Genomic DNA, 26778 nt, shown 5'->3' with positions numbered 1-26778 from the left:
AGGATTCCTGACAGGTCGCGTCTCGAGATGGGTTGAGGGATGGACAACGAACAGAAGCTCCGGGACTACCTCCGCCGTGCCAGCACGGACCTCCAGCGCACCAAGCGGCGCCTGCAGGACCTCGAGGCGGCCGCGGCGGAACCGATCGCCGTCGTCGGCATCGGCTGCCGCTTCCCCGGCGGGGTGCGCAGTCCCGAAGATCTGTGGCGGATGGTCGTGAACGGCGAACACGGCATCCGCGCCTTCCCGACCGACCGCGGCTGGGACCCGGAGATGCTCGCCCTGTCGTCGAGCGACCAGGGCGGCTTCCTGGAAGGCGCCGGCGAGTTCGACGCCGACTTCTTCGGCATCTCCCCGCGCGAGGCCCTCGGCATGAACCCCCAGCAGCGCGTGCTGCTGGAGGTCACCTGGGAGGCCCTGGAACGCGCGGGCATCGACCCGCACACGCTGAAGGGCTCCGCCACCGCCGTCTTCGCGGGCGCGATGAACCAGGACTACCAGCTCGGCCCCGGTGAGGGCGGCGAGGGCATGGTCCTGCTCGGCTCGTCGAACTCCGTGATCTCGGGCCGCATCTCCTACACCCTCGGCTTCGTCGGCCCGTCCGTCACTCTCGACACCGCCTGCTCTTCTTCTTTGGTGGCAATGCATCTGGCGATGCAGTCACTGCGCGCGGGCGAGTCCACTTTGGCGTTGGCCGGTGGCGTGACCGTGATGGCGAACCCCGCGACGTTCGTGGAGTTCTCCCGCCAGGGCGGCCTGTCCTCCGACGGCCGCTGCCGCTCGTTCGCCGACTCGGCCGACGGCACGGGCTGGTCCGAGGGCGTCGGCATGCTCGTCCTCGAACGCCTGTCGGACGCCCAGCGCAACGGCCACACCGTTCTGGCCGTGCTGCGCGGGTCCGCCGTCAACCAGGACGGCGCCTCCAACGGCCTGACCGCCCCCAACGGCCCCTCCCAGCAGCGCGTCATCAGGTCGGCCCTGGTGAACGCCCGCCTGACCAGCGACCAGATCGACGTCGTCGAGGCCCACGGCACCGGCACCGTCCTGGGCGACCCGGTGGAGGCCCAGGCCCTCCTCGCCACCTACGGCCGCAACCGCTCCCCGGAACGCCCCCTGCTGCTCGGCTCGGTGAAGTCGAACATCAGCCACACCCAGGCCGCCGCGGGCGTGGCCGGCGTGATCAAGATGATCATGGCCATCCGGGCGGGCGTCGTCCCGCAGACCCTCGGCGTCGACCGCCCGTCGACCCACGTCGACTGGGACTCCGGCGCCGTCCGGCTGGTCACCTCCAACACGCCGTGGCCCGACACCGGCCAGCCCCGCCGCGCGGCCGTTTCCTCGTTCGGCCTGTCCGGCACCAACGCCCACACCATCATCGAGCAGGCCCCCACCCCCGAACCCGTGGACGATCCGGCCCAGCCGGGATCGACTCAGCCGGGCGTGGTGCCGTTCCTGGTCTCGGGCAGGTCGCGAGAGGCGTTGCGCGCGCAGGCCGAGCGCCTCCTCGCCGTCGACGCCCCGCCGCTGGACCTCGCCTACTCGCTCGCCACCACCCGCGCGTCGTTCGACCACCGCGCCGCGATCGTCGGCGACCTGCGCACCGGCCTCGAAGCCCTCGCGAACGGCACTCCCGCCCCCGGTCTCATCCAGGGCACGGCCGCGCGCGCCAAGCAGGCGTTCCTGTTCACCGGCCAGGGCGCCCAGCGCATCGGCATGGGCCGCGATCTCTACGCCCGCTTCCCGGTGTTCGCCGAAGCGTTCGACGCGGTCCTGCAGCACCTCGACCCGCAGCTCAAGGACGTCATCTGGGGCGACCGGCCGGAGGTCCTCGACCGGACAGAGCACACCCAGCCCGCCCTGTTCGCGATCGAGGTCGCCCTCTACCGCCTCGCCGAGTCGTGGGGTCTCAAGCCCGACTTCGTCGCAGGTCACTCCATCGGTGAGATCGCCGCCGCGCACATCGCCGGTGTGTTCAGCCTCGAAGACGCCGCCAAGCTCGTCCAAGCTCGCGCCCGGCTCATGCAGGCGCTGCCGAGCGGCGGCGTGATGATCGCGATCCAGGCCACCGAGGACGAGATCACCCCGCACCTGACCGACGGTGTCTCCATCGCCGCGATCAACGGGCCCACGAGCGTCGTCATCGCCGGTGTTGAACGAGAGGCACGTAGGATCGTTGAACAATTCAACGATCGCAAGACGCGTCAGCTCGCCGTGAGCCACGCGTTCCACTCGCCGCTCATGGAGCCGATGCTCGCGGAGTTCCGGGCAGCGCTCGAAGGCCTGACCTTCGAGGCGCCGATCATCCCGATCCTCTCCAACGTCACCGGCGAACAGGCCCGCGTCGAGCAGATCACGTCGCCCGACTACTGGGTCTCCCACGTCCGCGAAGCCGTCCGCTTCGCCGACGGCATCAAGTGGCTCACGACCCACGGCGTCACGCAGTTCCTGGAGATCGGCCCGGACGGCATCCTGTCCGCGATGGCGCAGGAATGCGCCGACGACATCACCACGATCCCGTTGCTGCGCAAGGACCGCGACGAGGCCGAGGCGATCGCGTCCGCCGTGGCGACCCTGCACGTCCGCGGCACCAAGGTCGACTGGAACGCGTTCTTCGCGCACACCAACGCAAAGCGCGTCGACCTGCCCACCTACGCGTTCCAGACCAAGCGCTACTGGCCCAAGGGCGGCGGCGGCTTCCACGACCCGCGCGCCGCAGGTCTCGGCGCGGCGCACCACCCGTTGCTCACGGCGACCGTGTCGTTCGCCGACCAGGACGGCGCGCTGCTCACCGGCCGCCTCACCCGCCAGACCCACCCGTGGCTCGTCGATCACGCCGTGCGCGGCACGGTCCTGCTGCCCGGCACGGCCTACCTGGAGCTCGCGATCCGCGCCGGCGACGAGGTCGGCTGCGACCGCGTCGAGGAACTGACGCTGACCGCTCCGCTGATCGTGCCGGAGAAGGGCGGCGTGCAGGTCCAGCTGTGGATCGGCAACGCCGACGCGAACGGCCGCCGCACCGTCAAGATCTACTCGCGGGCCGAGGGCTCCGACGACGAACCGTGGACGCAGCACGCGATCGGTGTGCTCGGCGCCCCCGCCCGGGAGGCCGCGTTCGACACCGCGGTGTGGCCGCCCGCCGGCACGACCGCGCTGGACGTCGAGGGCTGCTACGAGAACTTCGCCGCGATGGGCTTCGAGTACGGGCCCGTCTTCCAGGGGCTGCGCCAGGCGTGGCGTGGCGAGGACGGCGTCGTCTACGCCGAGGTCTCGTTGCCGGAAGGCGTCGACCCGGCCGGATTCGGCCTGCACCCGGCACTGCTGGACGCCGCGCTGCACGCCGCGCTCGTCTCGGGTGAGGGTGACGCCGGTCTGCCGTTCTCGTGGGAGGGCGTGTCGCTGCACGCGACCGGCGCGACCACGCTGCGGGTCCGCCTGACCCGGACCGGCGACAACGCCTACGCCATCGCGGCCGTCGACAGCGCCGGCGCACCGGTAGCGTCGATCGACTCGCTGGTGGTGCGCGCCGTCGCGACCGAGTCCACTGTGGACCGCGACTCGTTGTTCCAGGTCGACTGGGTGCCGGTCACGGTTTCCGCGGCCGACACCGCGTTCGCCGTGCTGGGAGAGGACGTCTTCGGCCTCGGCGGCACGGACACCTCGGACGTCCTCGTCGTTCCGGTGCTCGGCAACGAGGACGTGGTCACCTCGGTGCACGATCTGGCCGAGCGCGTTCTCGCGCTGCTGCAAGAGGAACGTGACGAGCGCCTCGTCTTCGTGACGAGCAGCGCGGACCTCGCGTCCGCCGCGGTGTGGGGCATGGTGCGCTCGGCGCAGTCCGAGTCGCCCGGCCGGTTCTCGCTGATCGAACTGGACGGCACCGCCGCCTCCCTGGCCGCGTTCGCTGCCGCCGTCGGTTCCGAGGAGCCGCAGCTGGCGTTGCGCGACGGTGAGATCTACGCGCCGCGCCTGGCCCGTGCCGAGATCGAACGGACCCCGGTCGAGTGGGGCGCGAAAGTCCTGATCACCGGTGGCACCGGCGGTCTGGGCAAGGTCGTCGCCCGGCACCTGGTCGCCGAGCACGGCGTCCGCGAGCTGGTGCTGGTCAGCCGTCGCGGCACGGGGGACGTGGCGGAGCTGGAAGCGCTGGGCGCCACCGTGTCCGTCGTCGCGTGCGACGTCGCCGACGCCCGAGCCGTCGCCGAACTCGTTGCCCAGCACGACATTTCGGCTGTCGTGCACAGCGCCGGTGTGCTGGACGACGGCGTGATCTCGTCGTTGACACCGGACCGCCTGCACTCGGTGCTGCGCCCCAAGGTCGACGCTGCCTGGAACCTGGCCCAGGCGCTGCCGGACGTGCCGCTGGTGCTGTTCTCGTCGCTCGCGGGCACGTGGGGCACGGCCGGTCAGGCGAACTACGCGGCAGGCAACCACTTCCTGGACGCGCTGGCCGAATTCCGGCCCAACACCGTGTCCCTGGCGTGGGGTGCGTGGGCGGTCGAGGGCATGCTGTCGGACGCGGACGCCGAACGCATGGCGCGCACCGGCATGCCGCCGCTGACCGTCGAGCAGGGCTTGGCCTTGTTCGACCGCGCGGTGGCGTCCTCCAGCGCCGCACTGGTTCCGGCGCGCCTGGACCTGGCAACGTTGCGGCAGCGCGGCGAGGTGCCGCCGTTGCTGCGCGGCCTGATCCGGGTGCGCACGCGGCGCGCGGCGTCGGGGTCGGAGACCGCCGACACGTTGCTCCGCAGGCTTTCCGGGCTGGGCGCGGAGGAGCGGTCGGACGCGGTGCTGGAGCTGGTTCGCGGCCAGGTCGCGGCGGTGCTCGGGCACGCGTCCGGTGCCGAGATCGAGCCCACGCGCCAGTTCCAGGACCTCGGCTTCGACTCGCTGACCGCCGTCGAGCTGCGCAACCAGCTGACCGCGGTGACCGGGTTGCGGCTGCCCGCGACGATGGTGTTCGACTACCCGACGCCCGTCGCGCTGGCTTCGCACCTGCTGGACGAGCTGTTCGACGCCGATGTCGTCGTGCCGTCCGAGGTCAGGGCCGCGGTCGCCGACGACCCGATCGTGATCGTCGGCATGGGCTGCCGCTACCCGGACGGCATCGGGTCGGCCGACGACCTGTGGCGGCTGGTGTCCGAGGGCGGCGACGCGGTGTCGGGCCTGCCGTCGAACCGCGGCTGGGACCTGGAGAACCTCTACCACCCCGACCCCGACCACCCCGGTACGACCTACTCGCGGTCGGGCGGCTTCCTGCACGACGCCGGCGAGTTCGACGCCGGGTTCTTCGGCATGTCGCCCCGCGAGGCCCTCGGAACCGACTCGCAGCAGCGCATCCTGCTGGAGGTCGTGTGGGAGGCGATCGAGCACGCCGGAATCGACCCGGTGTCGTTGCGCGGCACCCAGACCGGTGTGTTCGCGGGCGTCATGTACAACGACTACGGCGCGCGGCTCGGCGGCGGTGACTTCGAGGGCTTCCAGGGCTCGGGCACCTCACCGTCCATTGTGTCCGGACGGGTCTCCTACACCCTCGGCCTGGAAGGCCCCGCGGTCACGGTCGACACCGCGTGTTCGTCCTCTTTGGTCGCCATGCACTGGGCGATGCAGTCTCTGCGCGCGGGAGAGTGCTCGCTGGCGCTGGCCGGTGGTGTGACGGTCATGTCGACACCGACCGCCCTGATCGAGTTCTCCCGGCAGCGCGGCCTGTCGCCGGACGGCCGCTGCAAGGCCTTCTCCGACTCGGCCGACGGCGTCGGCTGGTCCGAGGGCGCCGGTGTGGTCGTGCTCGAACGCATGTCCGACGCCGTGCGCAACGGGCACCAGATCCTCGCCGTGATCCGCGGCTCGGCGGTGAACCAGGACGGCGCGTCGAACGGCCTGATGGCGCCGAACGGCCCGGCACAGCAGCGCGTCATCCGTGCCGCGCTCGCCAACGCGGGCCTGGCTCCGTCCGATGTGGACGCCGTCGAGGCGCACGGCACCGGTACGACACTGGGCGACCCGATCGAGGCGCAGGCACTGCTCGCGACCTACGGGCAGAACCGCTCGGAACCGCTGCTGCTCGGCTCGGTCAAGTCGAACATGGGCCACACGCAGGCCGCCGCGGGTGTGGCCGGTGTGATCAAGATGGTGCAGGCGATGCGGCACGGCGTGCTGCCGCAGACCCTGCACGTCACCACGCCTTCCTCGCACGTCGACTGGTCCGAGGGCGCGGTCGAGCTGCTCACGTCGCCCCGGCCGTGGCCAGCGGTGAACCGGCCTCGCCGTGCGGGTATTTCGTCGTTCGGCATCTCGGGCACCAACGCGCACGTGATCATCGAGCAGCCGCCGGCCGTCGAGGTTCCGGCTTCCGCGCCTTCCGACGTCGTGGTGCCCGTGGTGTTGTCCGGTCGCACTCGCCGTGCCCTGCGGGGACAGGCCGCGCGGCTGCGCTCGTTCGTCGAGTCTTCGGACGTGTCGTTGCGCGACCTGGCCTTCTCGCTGGCGACGACGCGTTCGGCGTTCGAACAGCGTGCGGCGGTGGTGGCTGCCGATCGTGAGACGCTCCTGCGATCGCTGGGTGCTCTCGCGACCGAGAACCCCGATGCCGCCGTGGTGGAGGGCGAGGTCGTGCCGGGCAAGGTGGCGTTCCTGTTCTCCGGCCAGGGCTCGCAGCGCCTCGGCATGGGGCGCGAGCTCTACGAGCGGTACCCGGTGTTCGCCTCCGCTCTCGACGAGGTGCTCGACCGGCTTCCCGTTCGTGACGTGATGTGGGGTTCCTCCGAGGAGGACCTGCGGCAGACCGGCAACGCGCAGCTCGCCCTGTTCGCGTTCGAGGTCGCGCTGTTCCGGCTCGTCCGGTCGTGGGGCGTGAAGGTCGGCGCCGTGATCGGCCACTCGATCGGCGAGATCGCTGCCGCGCACGTCGCGGGCGTGCTCTCGCTCGACGACGCCTGCACCCTCGTCTCCGCGCGCGCCCGGCTGATGCAGGCGCTGCCGGAGGGTGGCGCGATGGTCGCCCTCCAGGCGACCGAAGCCGAAGTCACCCCGCTGCTGACCTCCGGTGTCTCGATCGCCGCGATCAACGGCCCAGCCTCGGTGACGATCGCCGGTGTTGAACAAGAGGTTCGTAGGATCGTTGAACAATTCAACGATCGCAAGTCGCGGCAGCTCGCGGTCTCGCACGCCTTCCACTCGCCGCTGATGGAGCCGATGCTCGACGAGTTCCGCGCGGTCGTCGAGGGCCTTTCGTTCAACAATCCCACGATCCCGCTGTTCACTGGTGGGATCGTTGAACAATCCTCCGATGCGATCGTTCAACAATCCGACTACTGGGTGCGGCACGTGCGGGAGACCGTGCGCTTCCACGACAACGTCGAGGCGGCGCGTGCGGCGGGCGTGACGACGTTCGTGGAGATCGGCCCGGAGGGTGCCCTGTCGGCACTCGTCGACGGCGCGATCCCCGTGCTGCGCAAGGACCGTTCGGAAGAGGCGTCGGTCGCGCTGGCGCTGGGCCGCCTGTTCGCGGCGGGCGTGTCCGTGGACTGGAAGGCCTACTTCGGCCCCGCGCGCCGGGTGACGCTGCCGACGTACGCGTTCCAGCACGAGTACTACTGGCCGCTGGGCTCCACCGCTCCGGCGGTGACGGACGCGGACCCGGCGGACGCCAAGCTGTGGGCCGCGATCGAACGCGGTGACGCCCGCGAGCTCGCGGCGCTGTTGCGGCTGGGGGAGGAGCAGCGCTCGTCGCTGGAGTCGCTGATCCCGGCACTGTCGTCGTGGCGCGCGGGCAATCAGGAGAAGGCGCTGCTCGACTCGTGGCGGTACCGGGTCCTGTGGGCGCCGGTCCGCGTCACGACCACGCCTGTCCTGTCCGGCCACGTCGTGGTGGTGACGACTCCCGCCGTCGACGCCGAGCCCTACCGCGCGGCACTCGCGGCTCACGGCGCTGACGTCACGGTCGTCACCTCGATCGAGGACGTGCCCGCCTGTGATCTCGTGGTGTCGCTGGTGGCTCTGGACGAGTCACCCGCCGCGGTGCTGACGGCCGGCCTGGAACAGTCGATCCTGCTGGTGAAGTCGGTCGAGGCACCGATCTGGGCCGTGACGTCCGGCGCGGTGGCCGCGGAGACCTCGGACTCGGTGCGCTCCGCCGCGCAGGCCGCCGTGTGGGGCTTCGGCCGTGCCGCGGCTCTGGAGTACCCGCAGCGCTGGGCCGGTCTGATCGACATGCCCGAGGTGCCGGACGAGAACGCGTTGCGGCGCTTCGTGTCCTGCGTCGCCGGGCTGGGTGGCGAGGACCAGCTGGCCGTCCGTTCGTCGGGCGTCCTGGGACGTCGTCTGGCTCATCGCCCGGTGGACGCGCTGCCGTCCGACTACACCGCTCACGGCACGGTGCTGATCACCGGCGGCACCGGCGGACTGGGTGCGACGACGGCTCGCTGGCTGGCCGAGCGCGGTGTTTCCGGCCTGGTGCTGACGTCGCGGCGCGGCATGGACGCGCCGGGTGCCGCCGAGCTGAAGGCGTCGCTGGAGGAGCTCGGCCCGCGGGTGTCGATCGTCGCCTGCGATGTCGCCGACCGCGACGCGCTGGCGGCCGTTCTCGCGGACATCCCCGACCTGTCCGGTGTCGTGCACACCGCCGGCGCCGCGCAGCACGCGCCGCTGGAGCTGACGTCGCTGGACGACTTCGCGGAGGTGTTGTCCGCCAAGGTGATCGGCGCCGCGAACCTCGACGCGCTGGTCGGCGAAGTGGACTTCTTCGTGCTGTTCGGCTCGATCGCGGGCGTGTGGGGCAGCGGCGGCCAGGCCGCCTACGGCGCCGCCAACGCCTACTGCGACGCGCTGGCCGAGGCCCGCCGCGCTCGTGGCCTGCGGGCGACGTCGATCGCGTGGGGCCCGTGGGCCGAGGTCGGCATGGCCACGCACGAGGCTATGTCGGACAACCTGGCGCGCCGCGGCCTGACGTTCCTGCAGCCCGCCCAGGCCGTCGTCGAGCTGAACCGCGCCGTGATGCACGACGACACCTGCGTCACCGTCGTCGACATCGACTGGGACACCTACTTCCCGCTGTTCACCTCGGTCCGCCCCTCGGCGCTGCTGTCCGATCTCCCCGAGGTCAGGGCTTTGACGGTCGTCGAGGAAGTGCGCCGCGACGACTCCGAGTTCGCCCGCACGCTGCGCTCACTGTCCGAAGAGGACCAGAAGCGCAAGCTGGTCGAGCTGGTGCGCGCCGAGGCCGCCGCCACCCTCGGCCACAGCTCGGTCGAGGAAGTGGGGGAGAACCGCGCCTTCCGCGACATCGGTTTCGACTCGCTGACGGCCGTCGAGCTGCGCAAGAAGCTGTCCGACGCCACCGGTCTGTCGTTGCCGGCGACGCTGGTCTTCGACTACCCGACCCCGGCCGTCCTGGCCGACCACCTGCTGGCCGAACTGCTCGGCTCGGCTGAGGAGGCGCTGTCCTACTCGGCCCAGATCGACTCGGACGAGCCGATCGCGATCGTCGGCATGAGCTGCCGCTTCCCCGGCAACGCCAACACCCCCGAGGCGTTCTGGGAGATGGTGCTCGCGGGCACCGACGCGATCACGGAGTTCCCGGCGGACCGCGGCTTCGACATGGCACAGCTGTACGACCCGGACCCCGACCGCCCCGGCACCACCTACACGACCGCCGGCGGCTACCTGCCCGACGCGGGCGACTTCGACCCGGCGTTCTTCGGCATCTCCCCGCGCGAAGCCACGGGCATGGACCCGCAGCAGCGCCTGCTCCTGGAAACCACCTGGGAGGCCGTGGAACGCGCGGGCATCGACCCGGCGGCGTTGCGCGGCAAGAAGGTCGGCGCGTTCATCGGTTCGTCCTACATCGAGTACGGCGGCGGCGACGGCGGCTCCGAGGGCTACCAGGTCACCGGCACGTCCCCGTCGGTCCTGTCCGGCCGCGTCGCCTACGTGTTCGGCTTCGAGGGCCCGGCCGTCACCGTCGACACCGCCTGCTCCTCCTCTCTGGTGGCACTGCACCTGGCGTGCCAGTCGCTGCGCACGGGCGAGTCCGCGTTCGCCGTCGCCGGTGGCGCGACGATCATGCCGAACCCGAAGCCGCTGATCGCGTTCTCCCGCCAGCGCGCCCTGGCCCGCGACGGCCGCTGCAAGTCGTTCTCCGACTCCGCCGACGGCATGATCCTCTCCGAGGGCATCGGCATGCTCCTGCTGATGCGCCAGTCGGATGCCGTCGCCGCCGGCCACCGCGTGCTGGCCGTGATCCGCGGCTCGGCCGTGAACCAGGACGGCGCCTCCAACGGCCTCTCCGCCCCGAACGGCCCGTCGCAGCAGCGCGTGATCATGCAGGCCCTCGCCAACTCCGGCATGGCGCCGAGCGACATCGACGCCCTCGACGCCCACGGCACCGGCACCTCCCTGGGCGACCCGATCGAGGCCCAGGCCCTGTTCAACACCTACGGCCGCGACCGCGACGCCGACCGCCCGCTGCTGCTGGGCTCGGTGAAGTCGAACATCGGCCACACCCAGTCCGCCGCGGGCGTCGCCTCGGTCATCAAGATGGTCATGGCGCTGCAGCACGGCGTCCTGCCCCGCACCCTGCACGCGGCCGAACCCTCGACCCACGTCGACTGGAGCCCCGGCACCATCGCGCTCCTGCAGGACACCACCCCCTGGCCCGACACGGGCCGCGCCCGCCGCTGCGCCGTGTCGTCGTTCGGCATCAGCGGCACGAACGCCCACGTGATCTTGGAGCAGGCCGCGACCGCACCAGAACTGTCGGTGCCGTCTGAGACGATTGGGATGGGGGGTGAATCCCCCCAGGGGGCCGGCGAATCCGTATCGATTCCGTGGCTGGTGTCCGCGAAGTCCGACGCCGCCCTGCGCGCGCAGATCGCCCGGCTCGCCACAGTCGACGCGAGCAGCAAGGACATCGCCTACAGCCTCACCCTCCGCCCCGACTTCGACCACCGCGCGGTCCTCATCGACGGCGTCGAAGTGGCGCGCGGCGTCGCCGACCTAGAGCGCAAGGTCGTGTTCATCTTCCCCGGCCAGGGCTCGCAGTGGGTCGGCATGGGCGCGCAACTGCTCGACGAGTCCCCGGTGTTCGCCGCCCGCATGGCCGAATGCGCCGCCGCCCTCGCACCCCACACCGACTGGAACCTCCTCGACGTCATCCGCGGCGCGGGCAGCCTCGACCGCGTCGACGTCGTCCAGCCCGCGAGCTGGGCGATGATGGTGTCGCTCGCCGAGGTCTGGAAGCACCACGGCGTCACCCCCGACGCCGTCATCGGCCACTCCCAGGGCGAAATCGCGGCGGCCGCCGTCTCCGGGGCGCTGAGCCTCGAAGACGCCGCCAAGGTCGTCGCGCTGCGCAGCCAGGCCATCGGCCGCGTCATGTCGGGCCGCGGCAGCATCGTGTCCATCGGCCTGTCGGCCCAGGAAGTCCAGCCGCACCTGGACGAATGGGGCGAGCGCCTCAGCCTCGCCGCCACCAACGGCCCCCGCAGCGTCGCGGTCTCGGGCGACCTGGAGGCGCTGGACGCGTTCTGCGGCAAGCTGATCGAGCAGGGCGTGCGCGTCCGCCGCATCGAGGTCGACTACGCGTCCCACTCGGCCCAGGTCGAGGACCTCCGCGACGACATCCTCACCGACCTCGCGGGCATCACCCCGCTGACCCCGCACACGAAGTTCCTGTCCACCGTCACCGGCGAGTGGAACGACGCCAACACCGACGCCGAGTACTGGTACACCAACCTCCGCCAGACCGTGCACCTCAACGAAGCCGTCGAGCAGCTCATCGGCAGCGGCCACCAGGTGTTCGTCGAGGTCAGCTCGCACCCGGTCCTCACGCCGGGCGTGCAGGACGCCCTCGAAGGCAGGCGCGGTGTCGTCACCGGCACGCTGCGCCGCGACATCGGCGGCCTGCACCGCGTCCTGACGAGCCTCGCCGAGATCTGGGTCCGCGGCGTCCCGGTCCAGTGGCACCTCAAGGGCACCCGCGTCGACCTGCCCACCTACCCGTTCCAGCACGAGCGCTTCTGGATCGGCCCGCCCCAGCACCCGGTCGCCGCACAGGACCCGGCGGACGACGCGTTCTGGCAGGCGGTCGAGCAGTCCGACCTCGCCACCCTCACCCGCAGCCTGCACCTCGACGAGGCCACGCTCGCCGCCGTCCTGCCCGCCCTCACCACCTGGCGGCAGACGAGCCGCGAACAGTCCACAACGGACTCGTGGCGCTACCGCACGACGTGGAAACTGTTGCGGGGACTCGACGCGAAGCTCACCGGCACCTGGGTCGTCGTGACCACGGACGCCATCAACGACACCGACGTCGTCAACGCACTCGGTGATGTCCAGCGCATCGTCCTGGACGCCAACGACGACCGCGCCGCCGTGGCCGCGAAACTCGTCGACGCCGACGGCATCGTCTCACTGCTGCCCACCGACGAACGCCCCGGAACCTTCGGCCTGCCAACAGGTCTGCTGCTGACCGTCAACCTCATCAACGCCCTCGGCGACGCGGGCATCAACGCCAAGATCTGGAACGTCTCCCGCAACGCCCTGTCCACCGGCCGCGGCGACACCGTCGACCACCCGGCACAGGCGCAGGCCATCGGCATCGGCTGGACCGCCGCGCTGGAGCACCCGGACCGCTGGGGCGGCTCCATCGACCTGCCGGAGGAGCTCGACCAGCGGGCAGCGCACCGGTTCGTGTCCGCCCTGGCCGGTTCCGGCGACGAGGACCAGCTCGCGATCCGCGCGTCGGGCGTTCTCGCGCGCCGCGTCGTGCGCGCCCCGTCCCGTCCGAGCACCACGGACTGGACGCCGCGCGGCACCACGATCATCACCGGCGGCACCGGCACGCTCGGCCCGCACGTCGCCCGCTTCTTCGCCCACAAGGGCGCCGAGCACCTGGTGCTGACCAGCCGCCGCGGCCTCGACGCGCCCGGCGCCCGCGAACTCGTGGCGGAGCTGGAGGAAATCGGCACGCCCACCACGGTCGTCGCGTGTGACATCGCGAAACGCGACGACGTCGAACGCATGCTGAACGACCTCCGTGCGGAAGGCCGCGAGATCCGCTCGGTCGTCCACACCGCAGCGGTGATCGGCCTGCACTCCATCGACGGGTCCACTGTGGAGGGTCTGAGTGAGATCCTCGCCGCCAAGGTCGACGGTGCCGCGAACCTGGACGCGCTGCTGACCGAGGACCTCGACGCGTTCGTGCTGTTCTCGTCGATCTCCGGCATGTGGGGCTCCGGCAACCACGCCTCCTACGTCGCCGGCAACGCCTACCTGAACTCGTTGGCCGCCAACCGCCGCGCACGCGGCCTGAAGTGCACGTCGATCTCGTGGGGCATCTGGTCCGACGACATCGGTCTCGGCCGCGTCGACACCGACCAGATCCGCCGCAGCGGCCTCGAGTTCATGAAGGCCCGCCTCGCGCTGGCGGGACTGCAGCGGGCGATCGCCGACGACGAGACCGAGATCGCCATCGCCAACATCGCCTGGGACCGCTACTACCCGGTCTTCACCGCGATGCGCCCGACCACGCTCTTCGAGGAACTGCCGGAGGTCCGCGCACTCGCGGTCGCCGCCGAGCAGACCACGACCACCGACGGCTCGGACCTCGCGGCAAGGCTGCGCGCCCTGCCGTCCGCCGAACGCGAACAGCAGCTGCTCGACCTCGTCCGCGCCGAAGCCGCCGCCGTGCTCGGCATGGCCTCTGCCGACGCGCTGACCGAGCACCGCGCGTTCCGCGAGGTCGGCTTCGACTCGATCACCGCGGTCGACCTGCGCAACAAGCTCGCCGCCGCAACGGGTCTGACGCTGCCCACCACGATGGTGTTCGACCACCCGAGCCCGCTCGCGCTCACCGAGTTCCTGCTCGGCGAACTCCTCGGCGCCGACACCGGCTCGACCGCCCCGGTCGTCGCCACGGCCGCGTCCGACGAACCGATCGCGATCATCGGCATGGCCTGCCGCTACCCCGGTGGCGTCAGTTCCCCGGAAGACCTGTGGAACGTCGTCATGAACGGCGTCGACGCGATCTCCGGCTTCCCCGCCGACCGCGGCTGGGACGGCGACTCCCTCTACAACCCCGACCCGGACGCCCCCGGCGGCGCCTACTCGGTGCAGGGCGGCTTCCTGCACGACGTCGCGAACTTCGACCCCGGCTTCTTCGGCATCAGCCCGCGCGAAGCCCTCTCGATGGACCCGCAGCAGCGCCTGCTCCTCGAAACCGCCTGGGAGTCCATCGAACGCGCGGGCATCGACCCGCAGTCGCTGAAGGGAACCCGCACCGGCGCGTTCATCGGCGCCTCCTACCAGGACTACTCCGCGGGCGGCTCCGACCAGCCCGGCGACGAGGGCCACATGATCACCGGCACGCTCTCGAGCGTGCTGTCGGGCCGCGTCTCCTACCTGTTCGGCCTGGAAGGTCCCGCGGTCACCCTCGACACGGCCTGCTCGTCGTCACTGGTGGCCCTGCACCTGGCCTGCCAGTCGCTGCGGGACGGCGAAAGCACCCTCGCCCTGGCCGGCGGTGTCTCGGTCATGGCGACCCCCGGCGCGTTCGTGGGCTTCTCCCGCCAGCGCGCCCTGGCGAAGGACGGCCGCTGCAAGGCCTACTCCGACGCCGCCGACGGCATGACCCTCGCCGAAGGCGTCGGCCTCGTCCTGCTGGAACGCCTCTCCGACGCCGTCCGCAACGGCCACCGCGTCCTCGCCGTCGTCCGCGGCTCCGCGGTGAACCAGGACGGCGCCTCCAACGGCCTCACCGCCCCGAACGGCCCGTCCCAGCAACGCGTCATCCGCCAGGCCCTCGCCAACGCCCGCCTGGAACCGTCCGAAGTGGACGCCGTCGACGGCCACGGCACCGGCACGGCCCTGGGCGACCCGATCGAGGCCCAGGCCCTGCTCGCCACCTACGGCCAGAACCGCGAACGCCCGCTGCTGCTCGGCTCCATGAAGTCGAACATCGGCCACACCCAGATGGCGTCCGGCGTCGCCTCCATCATCAAGATGGTGCTGGCTCTGCGCGCCGGCGTCCTGCCCCGCACCCTCCACGTCGACCAGCCGTCGACCAAGGTCGACTGGTCCTCCGGCTCCATCAAGCTCCTCACCACCGAGGAACCCTGGCCGGAGACCGGCCGCCCGCGCCGCGCCGGCGTCTCCTCGTTCGGCCTCTCCGGCACGAACGCCCACGTGGTGCTCGAAGCGGCCCCGGAATTGTCAGACCCCTCTGAGACGATTGGGATGGGGGGTAGCTCCCCCCAGGGGGCCGGCGAACCCGGATCGATCCAGCCCGGCGCGGTGCCGGTGCTGCTGTCGGCGCGCGCCGACGAGGCGCTCAAGCAGATCGCCGGCAACCTGATCGACGTCGACGCCGGCCTGGCCGAGCTGGCCGCGAGCCTCGCCACCACGCGGTCCACGTTCGAGAAGCGCGCCGTCGTCGTCGCGAGCACCCGCGACGAACTGCTGCGCGGCCTGACCGCGCTGCGCGACGGCCGGCCCGACGCGTCCGTCACGCGGGGCCAGACCACGCGCGGCCGCACCGCGTTCCTGTTCACCGGCCAGGGCTCGCAGCGCCTCGGCATGGGCCGCGAGCTCTACGAGCGCTACCCGGTCTTCGCCGACGCGTTCGACGCCGTCTGCGCCCACCTCGACGCGGACCTCGACCGCCCGTTGCGCGACGTCATGTGGGGCGCCGACGCGGACGAACTCAACCAGACCGGCTATGCGCAGCCCGCGATCTTCGCCGTCGAGGTCGCCCTCTACCGGCTCGTCGAGTCGTGGGGCGTCACGCCGGACTACCTGGCGGGCCACTCCATCGGCGAGATCGCCGCCGCCCACGTGGCGAACGTCCTCAGCCTCGACGACGCGTGCACCCTCATCTCCGCCCGCGCCCGCCTCATGCAGGCGCTGCCGGCCGGCGGCGCGATGATCGCGATCCAGGCGACCGAGAACGAGATCACGCCGCTCCTCACCGGCCGCGTCTCGATCGCCGCGATCAACGGACCCGCGAGCATCGTCATCGCGGGCGACGAGACCGAGGCCGAAGCGATCGCGAGCCGGTTCGAGAAGACCAAGCGGCTCAAGGTCAGCCACGCGTTCCACTCGCCGCTGATGGACCCGATGCTCGACGACTTCCGCGCGGCGATCAGCGGCCTGCGGTTCGGCACGCCGTCGATCCCGCTCGTCGCCGGCGACGTCACGGACCCCGAGCACTGGGTCCGGCACGTGCGCGACGCCGTCCGGTTCGCCGACAAGGTCACGCAGCTGGAAAGCCGTGGCGTGCGGGCGTTCCTGGAACTCGGCCCCGACGGCGTGCTCACCGGCATGGCGCAGGAGTCGCTCACCGAGGAAGCGGTGCTCGTCCCGGCACTGCGCCGCGACCGCGACGAGGTCGTCACGCTGCTGACCGCGCTGGCGGGCCTCCACGTCCGCGGCACCACCGTCGACTGGTCCGCCTACTTCGCGGGTGTCAAGGCCGATGTCGAGCTGCCGACGTATCCGTTCCAGCACCAGCGTTTCTGGCCGGAGCCCGTCACGGCGGAGAGCAAGGACGGCGACTTCGTCGACGACGAGTTCTGGGCGGCGGTCGAGCGCGAGGACTTCGCCGCGCTGGCGCAGTGGCGGTCCCGCAAGCAGCAATCCACAGTGGACTCCTGGCGGTATGCGGTCACCTGGAAGCCGATCACCGCCCAGGGCGCCCTCACCGGCCCGTGGCTGGTGCTCACCAACGACGACGCGTCCGAGCTGATCGACGCGCTGGGCGCCGAGACGGTGGTCGTCGACGCCGCCCACACCCGCCGGGAACTCGCCGAACAGGTCAAGGGCGAGTACGCGGGCGTGCTGTCGCTGCTCGCGCTGAACGCCGGCGCCGAGGACGCGCTGGTCCGCACTTCCGTTGTGGTGCAGGCACTCGGTGACGCCGGAGTCGACGCCCCGCTGTGGGTGGCGACGCGCGGCGCGGTGTCGGTCGGCGGCGGCGAGCAGATCACCAACCCCGACCTCGCCACGGTGTGGGGCCTCGGCCGTGTCGTCGCGCTGGAGCACCCGCAGCGCTGGGGCGGCCTGATCGACCTGCCCGGCACGCTCGACCCGAACACCGCTCGCCGCATCCCCGGCGTGCTGGCGGGCACGGGCGAGGACCAGGTGGCGGTGCGTCCGTCCGGCGTCTACGGCCGCCGTCTCGTCCACAGCACGCCGAGCGCGCTGCACCGCGACTACCGGCCGGGCCGCGTGCTCGTCACCGGCGGCACGGGCGCGATCGGCAAGCAGGTCGCGCGGTGGCTGCTCGACCACGACGCCGAGCAGGTGATCCTCGTCAGCCGCACCGGAACCGCCGACTTCGACGACCCGCGCGTGATCGTCAAGTCGTGCGACGTCGCCGACCGCGACGCTCTCGCCCAGCTCCTCGCCGAGCACCCGGTGACGTCCGTCTTCCACGCGGCCGGTGTCGTCGAGGACGGTCTCGTCGAGTCGATGGACGCCTCGTCGTTCACGAACCTGTTGCGCGCCAAGGTTCACGCCACGCGCAACCTGCACGAGCTGACGCAGGACCTCGACGCGTTCGTGCTGTTCGCGTCGACGGCGGGCGTCATCGGCGGCGCGGGTCAGGGCAACTACGCCGCGGCCAACGCGTTCCTCGACGCCTTCGCCGAACACCGCCGCCTGCAAGGACTTCCCGCCACCTCGGTGGCGTGGGGACCGTGGGGCGAGGCCGGCATGGCGGTCGGCGTCGCGGAACGCCTGCAGCGCGGCGGTTTCACCCCGATGGAACCCGCGCTCGCGTTGCAGGCTCTCAAAAAGGCCATCGAGCACGGCGACGCGGCCGTCCTGGTCGCGGAGATCGACTGGGAACGGTTCCTGCCCGCACTGGCCGGACTGCGCCCCGCGCCGCTGGTCGGCGACCTGCCCGAGGTGAAACGCTTCCACACCACCGAGAAAGTCGTGGAAGCCGACCAGCCGCAGTTCCGCAAGGCGCTCGCGGGCCTGTCGAAGACCGAGCGGAACCGCGCGGTGCTGGACCTGGTGCGCGGCCAGATCGCCGCGGTCCTCGGCCACGGCACCGCGTCCGACGTCGACCCGGACCGCGCGTTCCTCGACCTCGGCTTCGACTCGCTCACGACCCTGGAACTGCGCAACCGCCTGCAGGCCGCGACCGAACTGACGCTGCCCGCCTCCCTCCTCTACGACTACCCGACCCCCTACGACCTGGCGGAATTCCTGCTGGGCGAGGTCGGCGACGTCCCCGCCGAGGTCGTGGCGGCGCGCGTCGACGACGACCCGATCGCCATCGTCGGCATCGGCTGCCGTTTCCCCGGCGGCGTGACGTCACCGGAAGCGTTCTGGGAGCTCGTCTCCTCCGGTGGCGACGGCATCAGCTCGTTCCCGTCCGACCGCGGCTGGGACCTCGCCGCCCTCGGCGCCGGTGCGTCGGCGTCGCTGGAAGCCGGGTTCCTCACCGGTGTCGCGGACTTCGACGCGCACTTCTTCGGCATCTCGCCTCGGGAAGCGCTCGCGATGGACCCGCAGCAGCGCCTCGTCCTCGAAACCGCCTGGGAAGCCCTCGAACGCACCGGCATCGACCCGCTCTCGTTGAAGGGCAGCCCGACCGGCGTGTTCGTCGGCACGAACGGCCAGGACTACGAGCACGTCCTGCGCCGCTCGCTCGACCCCGACATCCAGGGCTACCTCGCCACCGGCAACACCGCGTCGGTGATGTCCGGCCGCCTCTCCTACGTCCTCGGACTGGAAGGCCCCGCGGTCACCATCGACACGGCGTGCTCGTCGTCGTTGGTCGCCATGCACTGGGCGATGCGCGCGCTCCGCTCCGGTGAGTGCTCTCTCGCCCTCGCCGGTGGTGTCAGCGTGATGTCGAGCCCGGACTCGTTCGTCGAGTTCACCACCCAGGGCGGCCTCGCTCCTGACGGCCGCTGCAAGGCCTTCGCCGACGCCGCCGACGGCACGGCGTGGTCCGAGGGCGTGGGCATCCTCGTGCTGGAACGACTGTCGGACGCGCAACGCAACGGCCACGAGGTCCTCGCTCTGGTGCGTGGCTCGGCCGTCAACTCCGACGGCGCCTCCAACGGCCTGACCGCTCCGAACGGTCCCTCGCAGCAGCGCGTCATCCGGCGCGCTCTCGCGGACGCCGGTCTGTCCGTTACCGACATCGACGCCGTGGAAGCCCACGGCACCGGCACGACGCTGGGCGACCCGATCGAGGCCCAAGCGCTTCTCTCGACGTTCGCCGACCGCTCAGAGCCGCTCTACCTGGGCTCGGTGAAGTCGAACATCGGCCACGCCCAGGCCGCCGCCGGTGTGGCGGGCGTGATCAAGATGGTGGAGGCGATGCGCCACGGCGTGCTGCCGCGCACCCTCCACGTCGACGCCCCGACCACCCACGTCGACTGGACCTCGGGCCCGGTCGCCCTCCTGGCCGAGAACACCGCCTGGCCCACCACCGACCGCCCCCGCCGCGCGGGCGTCTCCGCGTTCGGCCTCTCCGGCACCAACGCCCACGTGATCTTGGAAGCCGCGCCGGGGATCCCCCCGATTTCCAGCGTACCGGCCGAAACGCCTGGTCAACCGGGCGCGCCGAAATCTGTGGACAACTCGGCGCCTGTGGACAACTCGGCAGTTGTCGATCTCCAGCACCAGGATTCGTCGGCGCCGGGTGAGACGATTGGAGTGGGGACCTCGGTCTCCCCCAAGGGGGCTCCCGTCGTCGTTTCGGCGAAGTCCTCCGCTGCGCTGCGCGCTCAGCTCGACCGTATCCGCGCGGTGGAAGCGGACCCGCTCGACCTGGCGTTCTCGGCGGCGACGACGCGGGCGCACTTCGCGCACCGGGCGTTGCTGATCGACGGCGTGGAAGTCACCAGCGGGGTGGCGCGCAAAGCGGGCACGACGGCGTTCCTGTTCACCGGCCAGGGTTCGCAGCGCCTGGGCATGGGCCGCGAGCTGTACGCGCGGTTCGGTGCGTTCCGCGACGCCTTCGACGAAGTCCTGAACCACCTCGACCCCAACCTGAGGAACATCATCTGGGGCGAGGACGAAGAGGAGCTCAACCAGACCGGCAACACCCAGCCCGCGCTGTTCGCGATCGAGGTCGCGCTCGCGAGGCTCGTCCAGAGCCTCGGCGTCGTGCCCGACCACGTCGCAGGCCACTCCATCGGCGAGATCGCGGCCGCCCACATCGCGGGCGTGCTGACCCTCGAAGACGCCGCCACCCTCGTGACGGCCCGCGCGAACCTCATGCAGGCACTCCCGTCCGGCGGCGCGATGGTCTCCGTCCTCGCCACCGAAACCGAAGTGGCGAAGCAGATCGGCAAGTCGAAGAAGGTGTCGATCGCCGCGGTCAACGGACCCGCGTCCGTCGTCATCTCCGGCGACAGCGCCCAGGTCCAGAAGATCGCGAAGAAGTTCGAGAAGGCCAGGCAGCTCACCGTCAGCCACGCGTTCCACTCGCCGCTGATGGACCCGATGCTCGACGACTTCCGCGCGGCCATCAGCTCCCTGACCTTCAGCCCGCCGCGCATCCCGATCGCCACCACCGGTGACGTCACCACCGTCGACTACTGGGTGAACCACGTCCGTGACACGGTCCGCTTCCACGACAACGTCCAGAGCCTGAGCAACGTCGACACGTTCGTCGAGATCGGCCCGGACGGTGTCCTCGCGGCCATGGTCGACGGAGCCGTTGCGACGCAACGCAAGGACCGCGACGAGGTCAGCGCGTTCGGCCTCGCCATCGGCACCCTCCACGTCCGGGGCGCCGACGTCGACTGGCCGCGGTTCTTCGCGGGCACCGGCGCCCGACGCATCCCGCTGCCCACGTACGCGTTCCAGCGCGAACGCTACTGGCCGACGACCACCCCGAAGTCCGCGGCCGACGACTGGCTGTACGAGGTGGTGTGGGAGCAGCACGAGGTCAGCACCACCACCGAAGGCACGTGGCTCCTCCTCGGCGACGCACCGGGTTTCGCCGGCAGGACAGTCACCGACCTGGTGCCGGGCGACTACGCCGGTGTCATCTCGGCGGGCGACACCAGCCCGTTCGAAGTCCTGGACACCCTGGAGCAGCACGGCATCACGGCCCCGCTGTGGTGCGTGAGCAGCGAACCCGCGGTCTGGGGCGAAGGCCGCGTCGCCGCACTGGAACAGCCGGAACGCTGGGGCGGCCTGATCCGCGTCGACACCGACACGTGGGCGATTCCGCTGGGCGAGCAGGAAGTCGCCTTCCACGACAACGGCACGTTCGTCCCACGCCTGCGCCGCATCGAAGCCATCACGCCGTGGACCCCGACCGGCAAGATCCTCCTCGCCGGCGCCGACGGCCCGATGGGCGAGCAGCTCAAGCAGGCGTTCGAGAACACCACCGACACGCTGACCGACGACGTCACCGCCGTGATCTACGTGGGCGAGCACGCAGGACTCGACACGCTGCACCAGTTGGACGACCAGCTGGGCGACCGCGAGCTGGAAGCGTTCGTGGTCTTCGGGTCCGTCGCCGGCACGTGGGGCTTCCGCGGCCAGCAACAGCAAGCCGCCTACTCCGCGATCGTCGAGGAGTTCGCACGGCAGCGACGCGACCGCGGCCTCAAGGCGACCTCCATCGCCTACGCGCCGTGGGAGGGCACGACCGACCAGAGCATGACCGCGCACCTGCGGGTGAGCGGCATCCCGGTCCTCGACGCCCCGAACGCCATCACCGCCCTGCGGCAGGCAGTCGCGAGTGGACGGTCGAACGTCGTCGTCGCGAACGTCCAATGGGACACGTTCCAGCAGCCCGGCAAGCTGTTCAGCAACTTCGCGCAGAAGAAGCCGGAGCCCGCTCTCAAGCAGACGCTGCTCGCGCTGCCCGAGTACGAACGCCACGGCGCGCTGCTCACCCTCGTCCGCGAGAAGGCGGCCCTCGTCCTCGGCCACAGCGGCACGGACGCCATCGAGCCCGACGTCCCGTTCCGCGACCTCGGCTTCGACTCGCTCACCGCCGTCGACCTGCGCAACCAGATCCAGGCCGAGTCCGGGCTGCAGCTGAGCGCGACGCTCGTGTTCGACCACCCGACGCCGGACGAGCTCGCCGGGCACCTGCTGACCGAACTCCTCGGTGGCGCGGAGGAAATCCAGGTCACCACCAGGACGACGACCGACGAGCCGATCGCCATCGTCGGCATGGCCTGCCGCTACCCCGGCGACGTGAAGTCGCCGGAAGACCTGTGGCAGCTCCTGCTCGACGGACGTGACGCGATCGGCGAGTTCCCGTCCGACCGCGGCTGGGACCTCACCTCCCTCTACAATGGACAGAGCGTCACCCGCAACGGCGGATTCCTCTACGACGTCGCGAACTTCGACCCGGACTTCTTCTCGATCTCGCCGCGCGAAGCGCTGGTCATGGACCCGCAGCAGCGCATCGTGCTCGAGACGGCCTGGGAAGCGCTGGAACGCGCGGGCGTCGACCCGGCCACGCTCCGCGGCAGCGTCACCGGTGTGTTCGTCGGGGGTGGCAGCGGCGAATACCGGCCCTCGCCGGAGGAAACCGGCCTGGAGTGGCAGACCGCGCAGTCGGCGTCGCTGCTGTCCGGCCGCCTCGCCTACACGTTCGGACTGCAGGGCCCGACGGTCTCGGTCGACACGGCGTGCTCGTCGTCGCTGGTGTCGCTGCACCTCGCGGCCCAGGCGCTGCGCACGGGTGAGTGCGAGATGGCGCTCGCCGGCGGTGTCTGCGTGATGTCGACGCCGGTCGGGTTCATCGAGTTCAGCGCCCAGGGCGCGCTCTCGCAGGACGGCCGCTGCAAGGCGTTCTCCGACAACGCCGACGGCACCGGCTGGGCAGAAGGTGTCGGCATGCTGGTGCTCGAACGGCTTTCGGACGCCGTGCGCAACGGCCACGAGGTGCTCGCCGTCGTGCGCGGTTCGGCGATCAACTCCGACGGCGCGTCCAACGGCCTCACCGCCCCGTCCGGACCGGCCCAGCAGCGGGTCATCCGGCAGGCGCTGGCCGCGGCAGGGCTGCGTCCGTCCGATGTGGACGCCGTCGAGGCGCACGGCACCGGCACCAAGCTCGGCGACCCGATCGAGGCGCAGGCGCTGCTCACCGTCTACGGGCAGGACCGCTCGGCACCGCTGTTGCTCGGCGCGGTCAAGTCGAACATCGGCCACACGCAGGCCGCGTCCGGTGTCGCGGGTGTGATCAAGATGGTGATGGCGATGCGGGCAGGCGAACTGCCGCGCACCCTGCACGCCGAGACGCCGTCCTCGCACATCGACTGGAGCAGCGGCGCCGTCCAGCTGCTGCAGGAGCGCACCGCCTGGCCTGCGGTCGGCCGCGCGCGCCGGGCCGCCGTGTCGTCGTTCGGCGCCAGCGGCACCAACGCCCACGTGATCTTGGAAGCCCCGTCGGGGATCCCCCCGATTTCCAGCGTACCGGACGAAAGCGCTGGTCAAGGCGTCGTGAAGCAATCTGTGGACAACTTCGCGGTGCTGCCGGTCCTGGTGTCGGGCCGCACGCCCGCCGCGTTGCGCGACCAGGCCGCGCGACTGCTGGAAGTGGACGCGGACCTGGTGGACATCGCGCGTTCGGCGGCGACCACGCGGGCCTCGTTCGACCAGCGCGCGGTGGTGCTGGCGAGCAGCCGCGAGGAGCTGACCGACGGGCTCGCCGCGATCGCGTCCGACGTGCGCAACCCGTTGGTGATCAAGGGCGAGGTGGCGCGGTCCGGCAAGCTCGCGTTCCTGTTCGCCGGCCAGGGTTCGCAGCGCATCGGCATGGGCCGCTCGTTGTACGCCCGGTTCCCGGTGTTCCGGAGCGCTTTCGACGAGGTTCTCCGCCACCTCGACCCGGACCTGCGGGACGTCATCTGGGGCGACGACCAGGAAGAGCTGAACCTCACCGGCACCACGCAGCCCGCGCTGTTCGCGATCGAGGTCGCGCTGTTCCGCCTCGCCGAGTCGTGGGGCCTCGTGCCGGACTTCCTGGCGGGCCACTCGATCGGCGAGATCGCCGCCGCCCACGTCGCCGGTGTGCTCAGCCTCGAGGACGCGGCGAAGCTCGTGACCGTGCGGTCGGCGCTGATGCAGGCGCTGCCCGAGGGCGGTGCGATGGTCGCGGTGCAGGCCAGCGAGGACGTCGTGCTGCCGCACCTCACCGACGGTGTGGTGATCGCCGCGGTCAACGGTCCGGAGTCGGTCGTCATCGCCGGACCGGAGGACGCGGTGGTCGCGATCGCGGAACGCTGGAAGGCCAAGCGTTTGCGCGTCTCGCACGCGTTCCACTCGCCGCTGATGGAGCCGATGCTGGACGAGTTCCGGTCCACTGTGGAGTCCTTGACGTTCAACGCGCCGCGGATCCCCGTGGTGGCCGAAGGCGACGTGACCGACCCGGAGTACTGGGTCCGGCACGTCCGGGAAGCGGTGCGGTTCGCGGACAACGTGCGCACGCTCACCGAACGCGGCGTCACGACGTTCGTGGAACTGGGCCCGGACGCGACGCTGTCCGGACTGGTCGAGGGCGGCATTCCGGTGCTGCGCAAGGACCGCGACGAGGAGCAGTCGATCGTCACGGCACTCGCCCGCCTGCACACCCGTGGCGTGAAGGTCGACTGGGCCGGGTTCTTCGGCTCCGCCGGCCGCAGGATCACGCTGCCGACGTACGCGTTCCAGCACCAGCGGTTCTGGCCGTCGGCCACCCCGGCGAAGCCCGCAGTGCCGACGAACGACGACGCGGCGTTCTGGGCCGCGGTCGAGGGCGAGGACTTCGGGACGCTGCAGAACGTGCTGAGCGTCGACACCGACGCGTTGGCGCAGGTGCTGCCCGCGTTGCTGGACTGGCGCAAGCAGCGCACCGACCTCGCGCTGGTCGACAGCTGGCGGCACCGCATCACGTGGAAACCTCTCGACGCCGGCAGGTCCGGTGAGCTGACCGGCACGTGGCTCGCGGTGACCGCCGGCGAGGACGACTGGAGCGACGCGGTCATCGACGCGCTCGGTGTGAGCGTCGTGCGGGTGACGGTGTCGCGGCCGGACCGCGAGGCCATCGCGGACGAGCTGCGGTCGCTGGGCACCTCGTTCGCGGGTGTGCTGTCGCTGCTCGGCCGCGCCGAGGCGGGGGAGGGGAGCGCGCCGACCGGTGCGCTGCTGACCGCCGCGCTGATCCAGGCGCTCGGCGACGCGGGCATCACCGCGCCGCTGTGGTGCGCGACCCGTGACGGTGTCGCGGTCAACGGCACGGTTCTCGAGGACCTGACGCAGGCCGCGATCCACGGTCTCGGCCGGGTCGTGACGCTGGAGCACCCGGAACGCTGGGGTGGCCTGGTGGACCTGCCCGCGGTGATCGACGACAGGGTCGCGAACGGCCTCACGTCCGTCCTTTCCGGACTCGACGGCGAGGACCAGGTCGCGGTGCGGTCGAACGGTGTGTTCGGCCGGCGCCTGGTCGCCGCTCCGGCACCTGTTCCCGCCCAGGACTGGCAGCCGCGCGGCACCGTCCTGATCACCGGCGGCACCGGTGCGCTCGGCGGTCACGTCGCCAGGATGCTCGCCCGCGCGGGCGCCGAGCACCTGGTGCTGTTGAGCCGCAGCGGCCTGAAGGCCGACGGCGCCGCCGAGCTGCGGGCCGAACTGGTCGGCCTGGGAGTCGGCGTCACGGTCGCGGCGTGCGACGTGGCGGACCGGAAGTCGCTGGAGGCGGTGCTTTCCGCGATCCCGGCGCCGTTGACGGCCGTCGTCCACACCGCGGGCGTCATCGACGACGGCGTGCTCGACAAGATGACACCGGAGCGGTTCGAGGCGGTGTTCCGCAGCAAGGTCACCTCGGCGCTGCTGCTGGACGAACTGACCTCCGATCTCGACGCGTTCGTGCTGTTCTCGTCCGCGTCGTCGGCGGTCGGCAGCCCCGGCCAGGCGAACTACGCGGCCGCCAACGCGATGCTCGACGCGCTGGCCGATCGGCGGCGCGGTCAGGGTCTCGCGGCGACGTCGATCGCGTGGGGTGCGTGGGGCGGCGGCGGTATGGCCGACACCGAGGACGCGCTGGCCAACGCCAAACGTGCCGGAATCGCTGCGATGGACCCCGTTCTGGCGTGTGTCGCTCTGCGGCAGCTCGTCGGGGAGGGGCTGCCCACCGCGGTCGTGGCGGCCGTGGACAAGGGCAGGTTCTCCGGCGGGTTCCGCCCGAACCCGCTGCTCCGCGAACTCGCCGGGGACACTCCCGCCGAGGCGCCGGCAGCGGACTTCCGGGAGACCCTGCTGGCCCTGCCCGCCGCGAAACGGTTCGACGCGGTGCTGGAGCTGGTGCGGACGCGGGCGGCCGAGGTGCTCGGCCAGGCCGACGTCGACGCCGTGCGCCGGGACCGGCCGTTCCGCGACCTCGGGTTCGACTCTCTCGCGGTGGTCGAGCTGCGCAACCAGCTCAACGCCGCCACGGGACTGTCGCTCGCCTCGACGCTGGTGTTCGACCACCCGTCACCGGAGGAGCTCGCTACGCACGTGCTGACCGAGCTGATCCCGGACGCCGCCGCGGCGGACTCGGAGGAGTCGGAGATCCGCAACCTGCTGGCGCGCGTGCCGCTGGCCCAGCTGCGGGAGATCGGCGTGCTGGAGCCGTTGATGCAGCTCATCGGCAAGGGAACCGAGGCGGAGACCGAGGCCGGTATCGACGAGATGAGCGTCGACGACCTGATCCAGGCGGCGCTCGACGGTCAGGCGGACTGAACGTCGGTTCCACGCGGCCGGTTGTCCTCGTGAGGGCGGCCGGCCGCGTTTTTTCTGAGGAAATCGCTACCGCTCTGGCTGTTGGAA

1 protein-coding gene is annotated in these 26778 nt (G+C 71.4%); it reads left to right on the top strand.

Annotation, left to right across the window (positions count from 1 at the left end; genetic code table 11):
• The first annotated feature begins 39 nt into the window (after positions 1 to 39).
• Positions 40 to 26691 (top strand): type I polyketide synthase, encoded by a 26652-nt coding sequence (locus IEZ09_RS12440; protein WP_189253791.1) that lies wholly within the window; start codon positions 40 to 42, stop codon positions 26689 to 26691.
• The last annotated feature ends 87 nt before the right edge of the window (positions 26692 to 26778 follow it).

Origin of the sequence: Lentzea flava (assembly GCF_014648475.1) — a bacterium.
Taxonomy (GTDB): Bacteria; Actinomycetota; Actinomycetes; order Mycobacteriales; family Pseudonocardiaceae; genus Lentzea; species Lentzea flava.
This window is presented reverse-complemented; position numbering and strand designations above follow the sequence as displayed.

Excerpts from the sequence above, each read along its gene's own strand:
- IEZ09_RS12440 (WP_189253791.1), top strand. The coding sequence starts at position 40 with ATGGACAACGAACAGAAGCTCCGGGACTACCTCCGCCGTGCCAGCACG.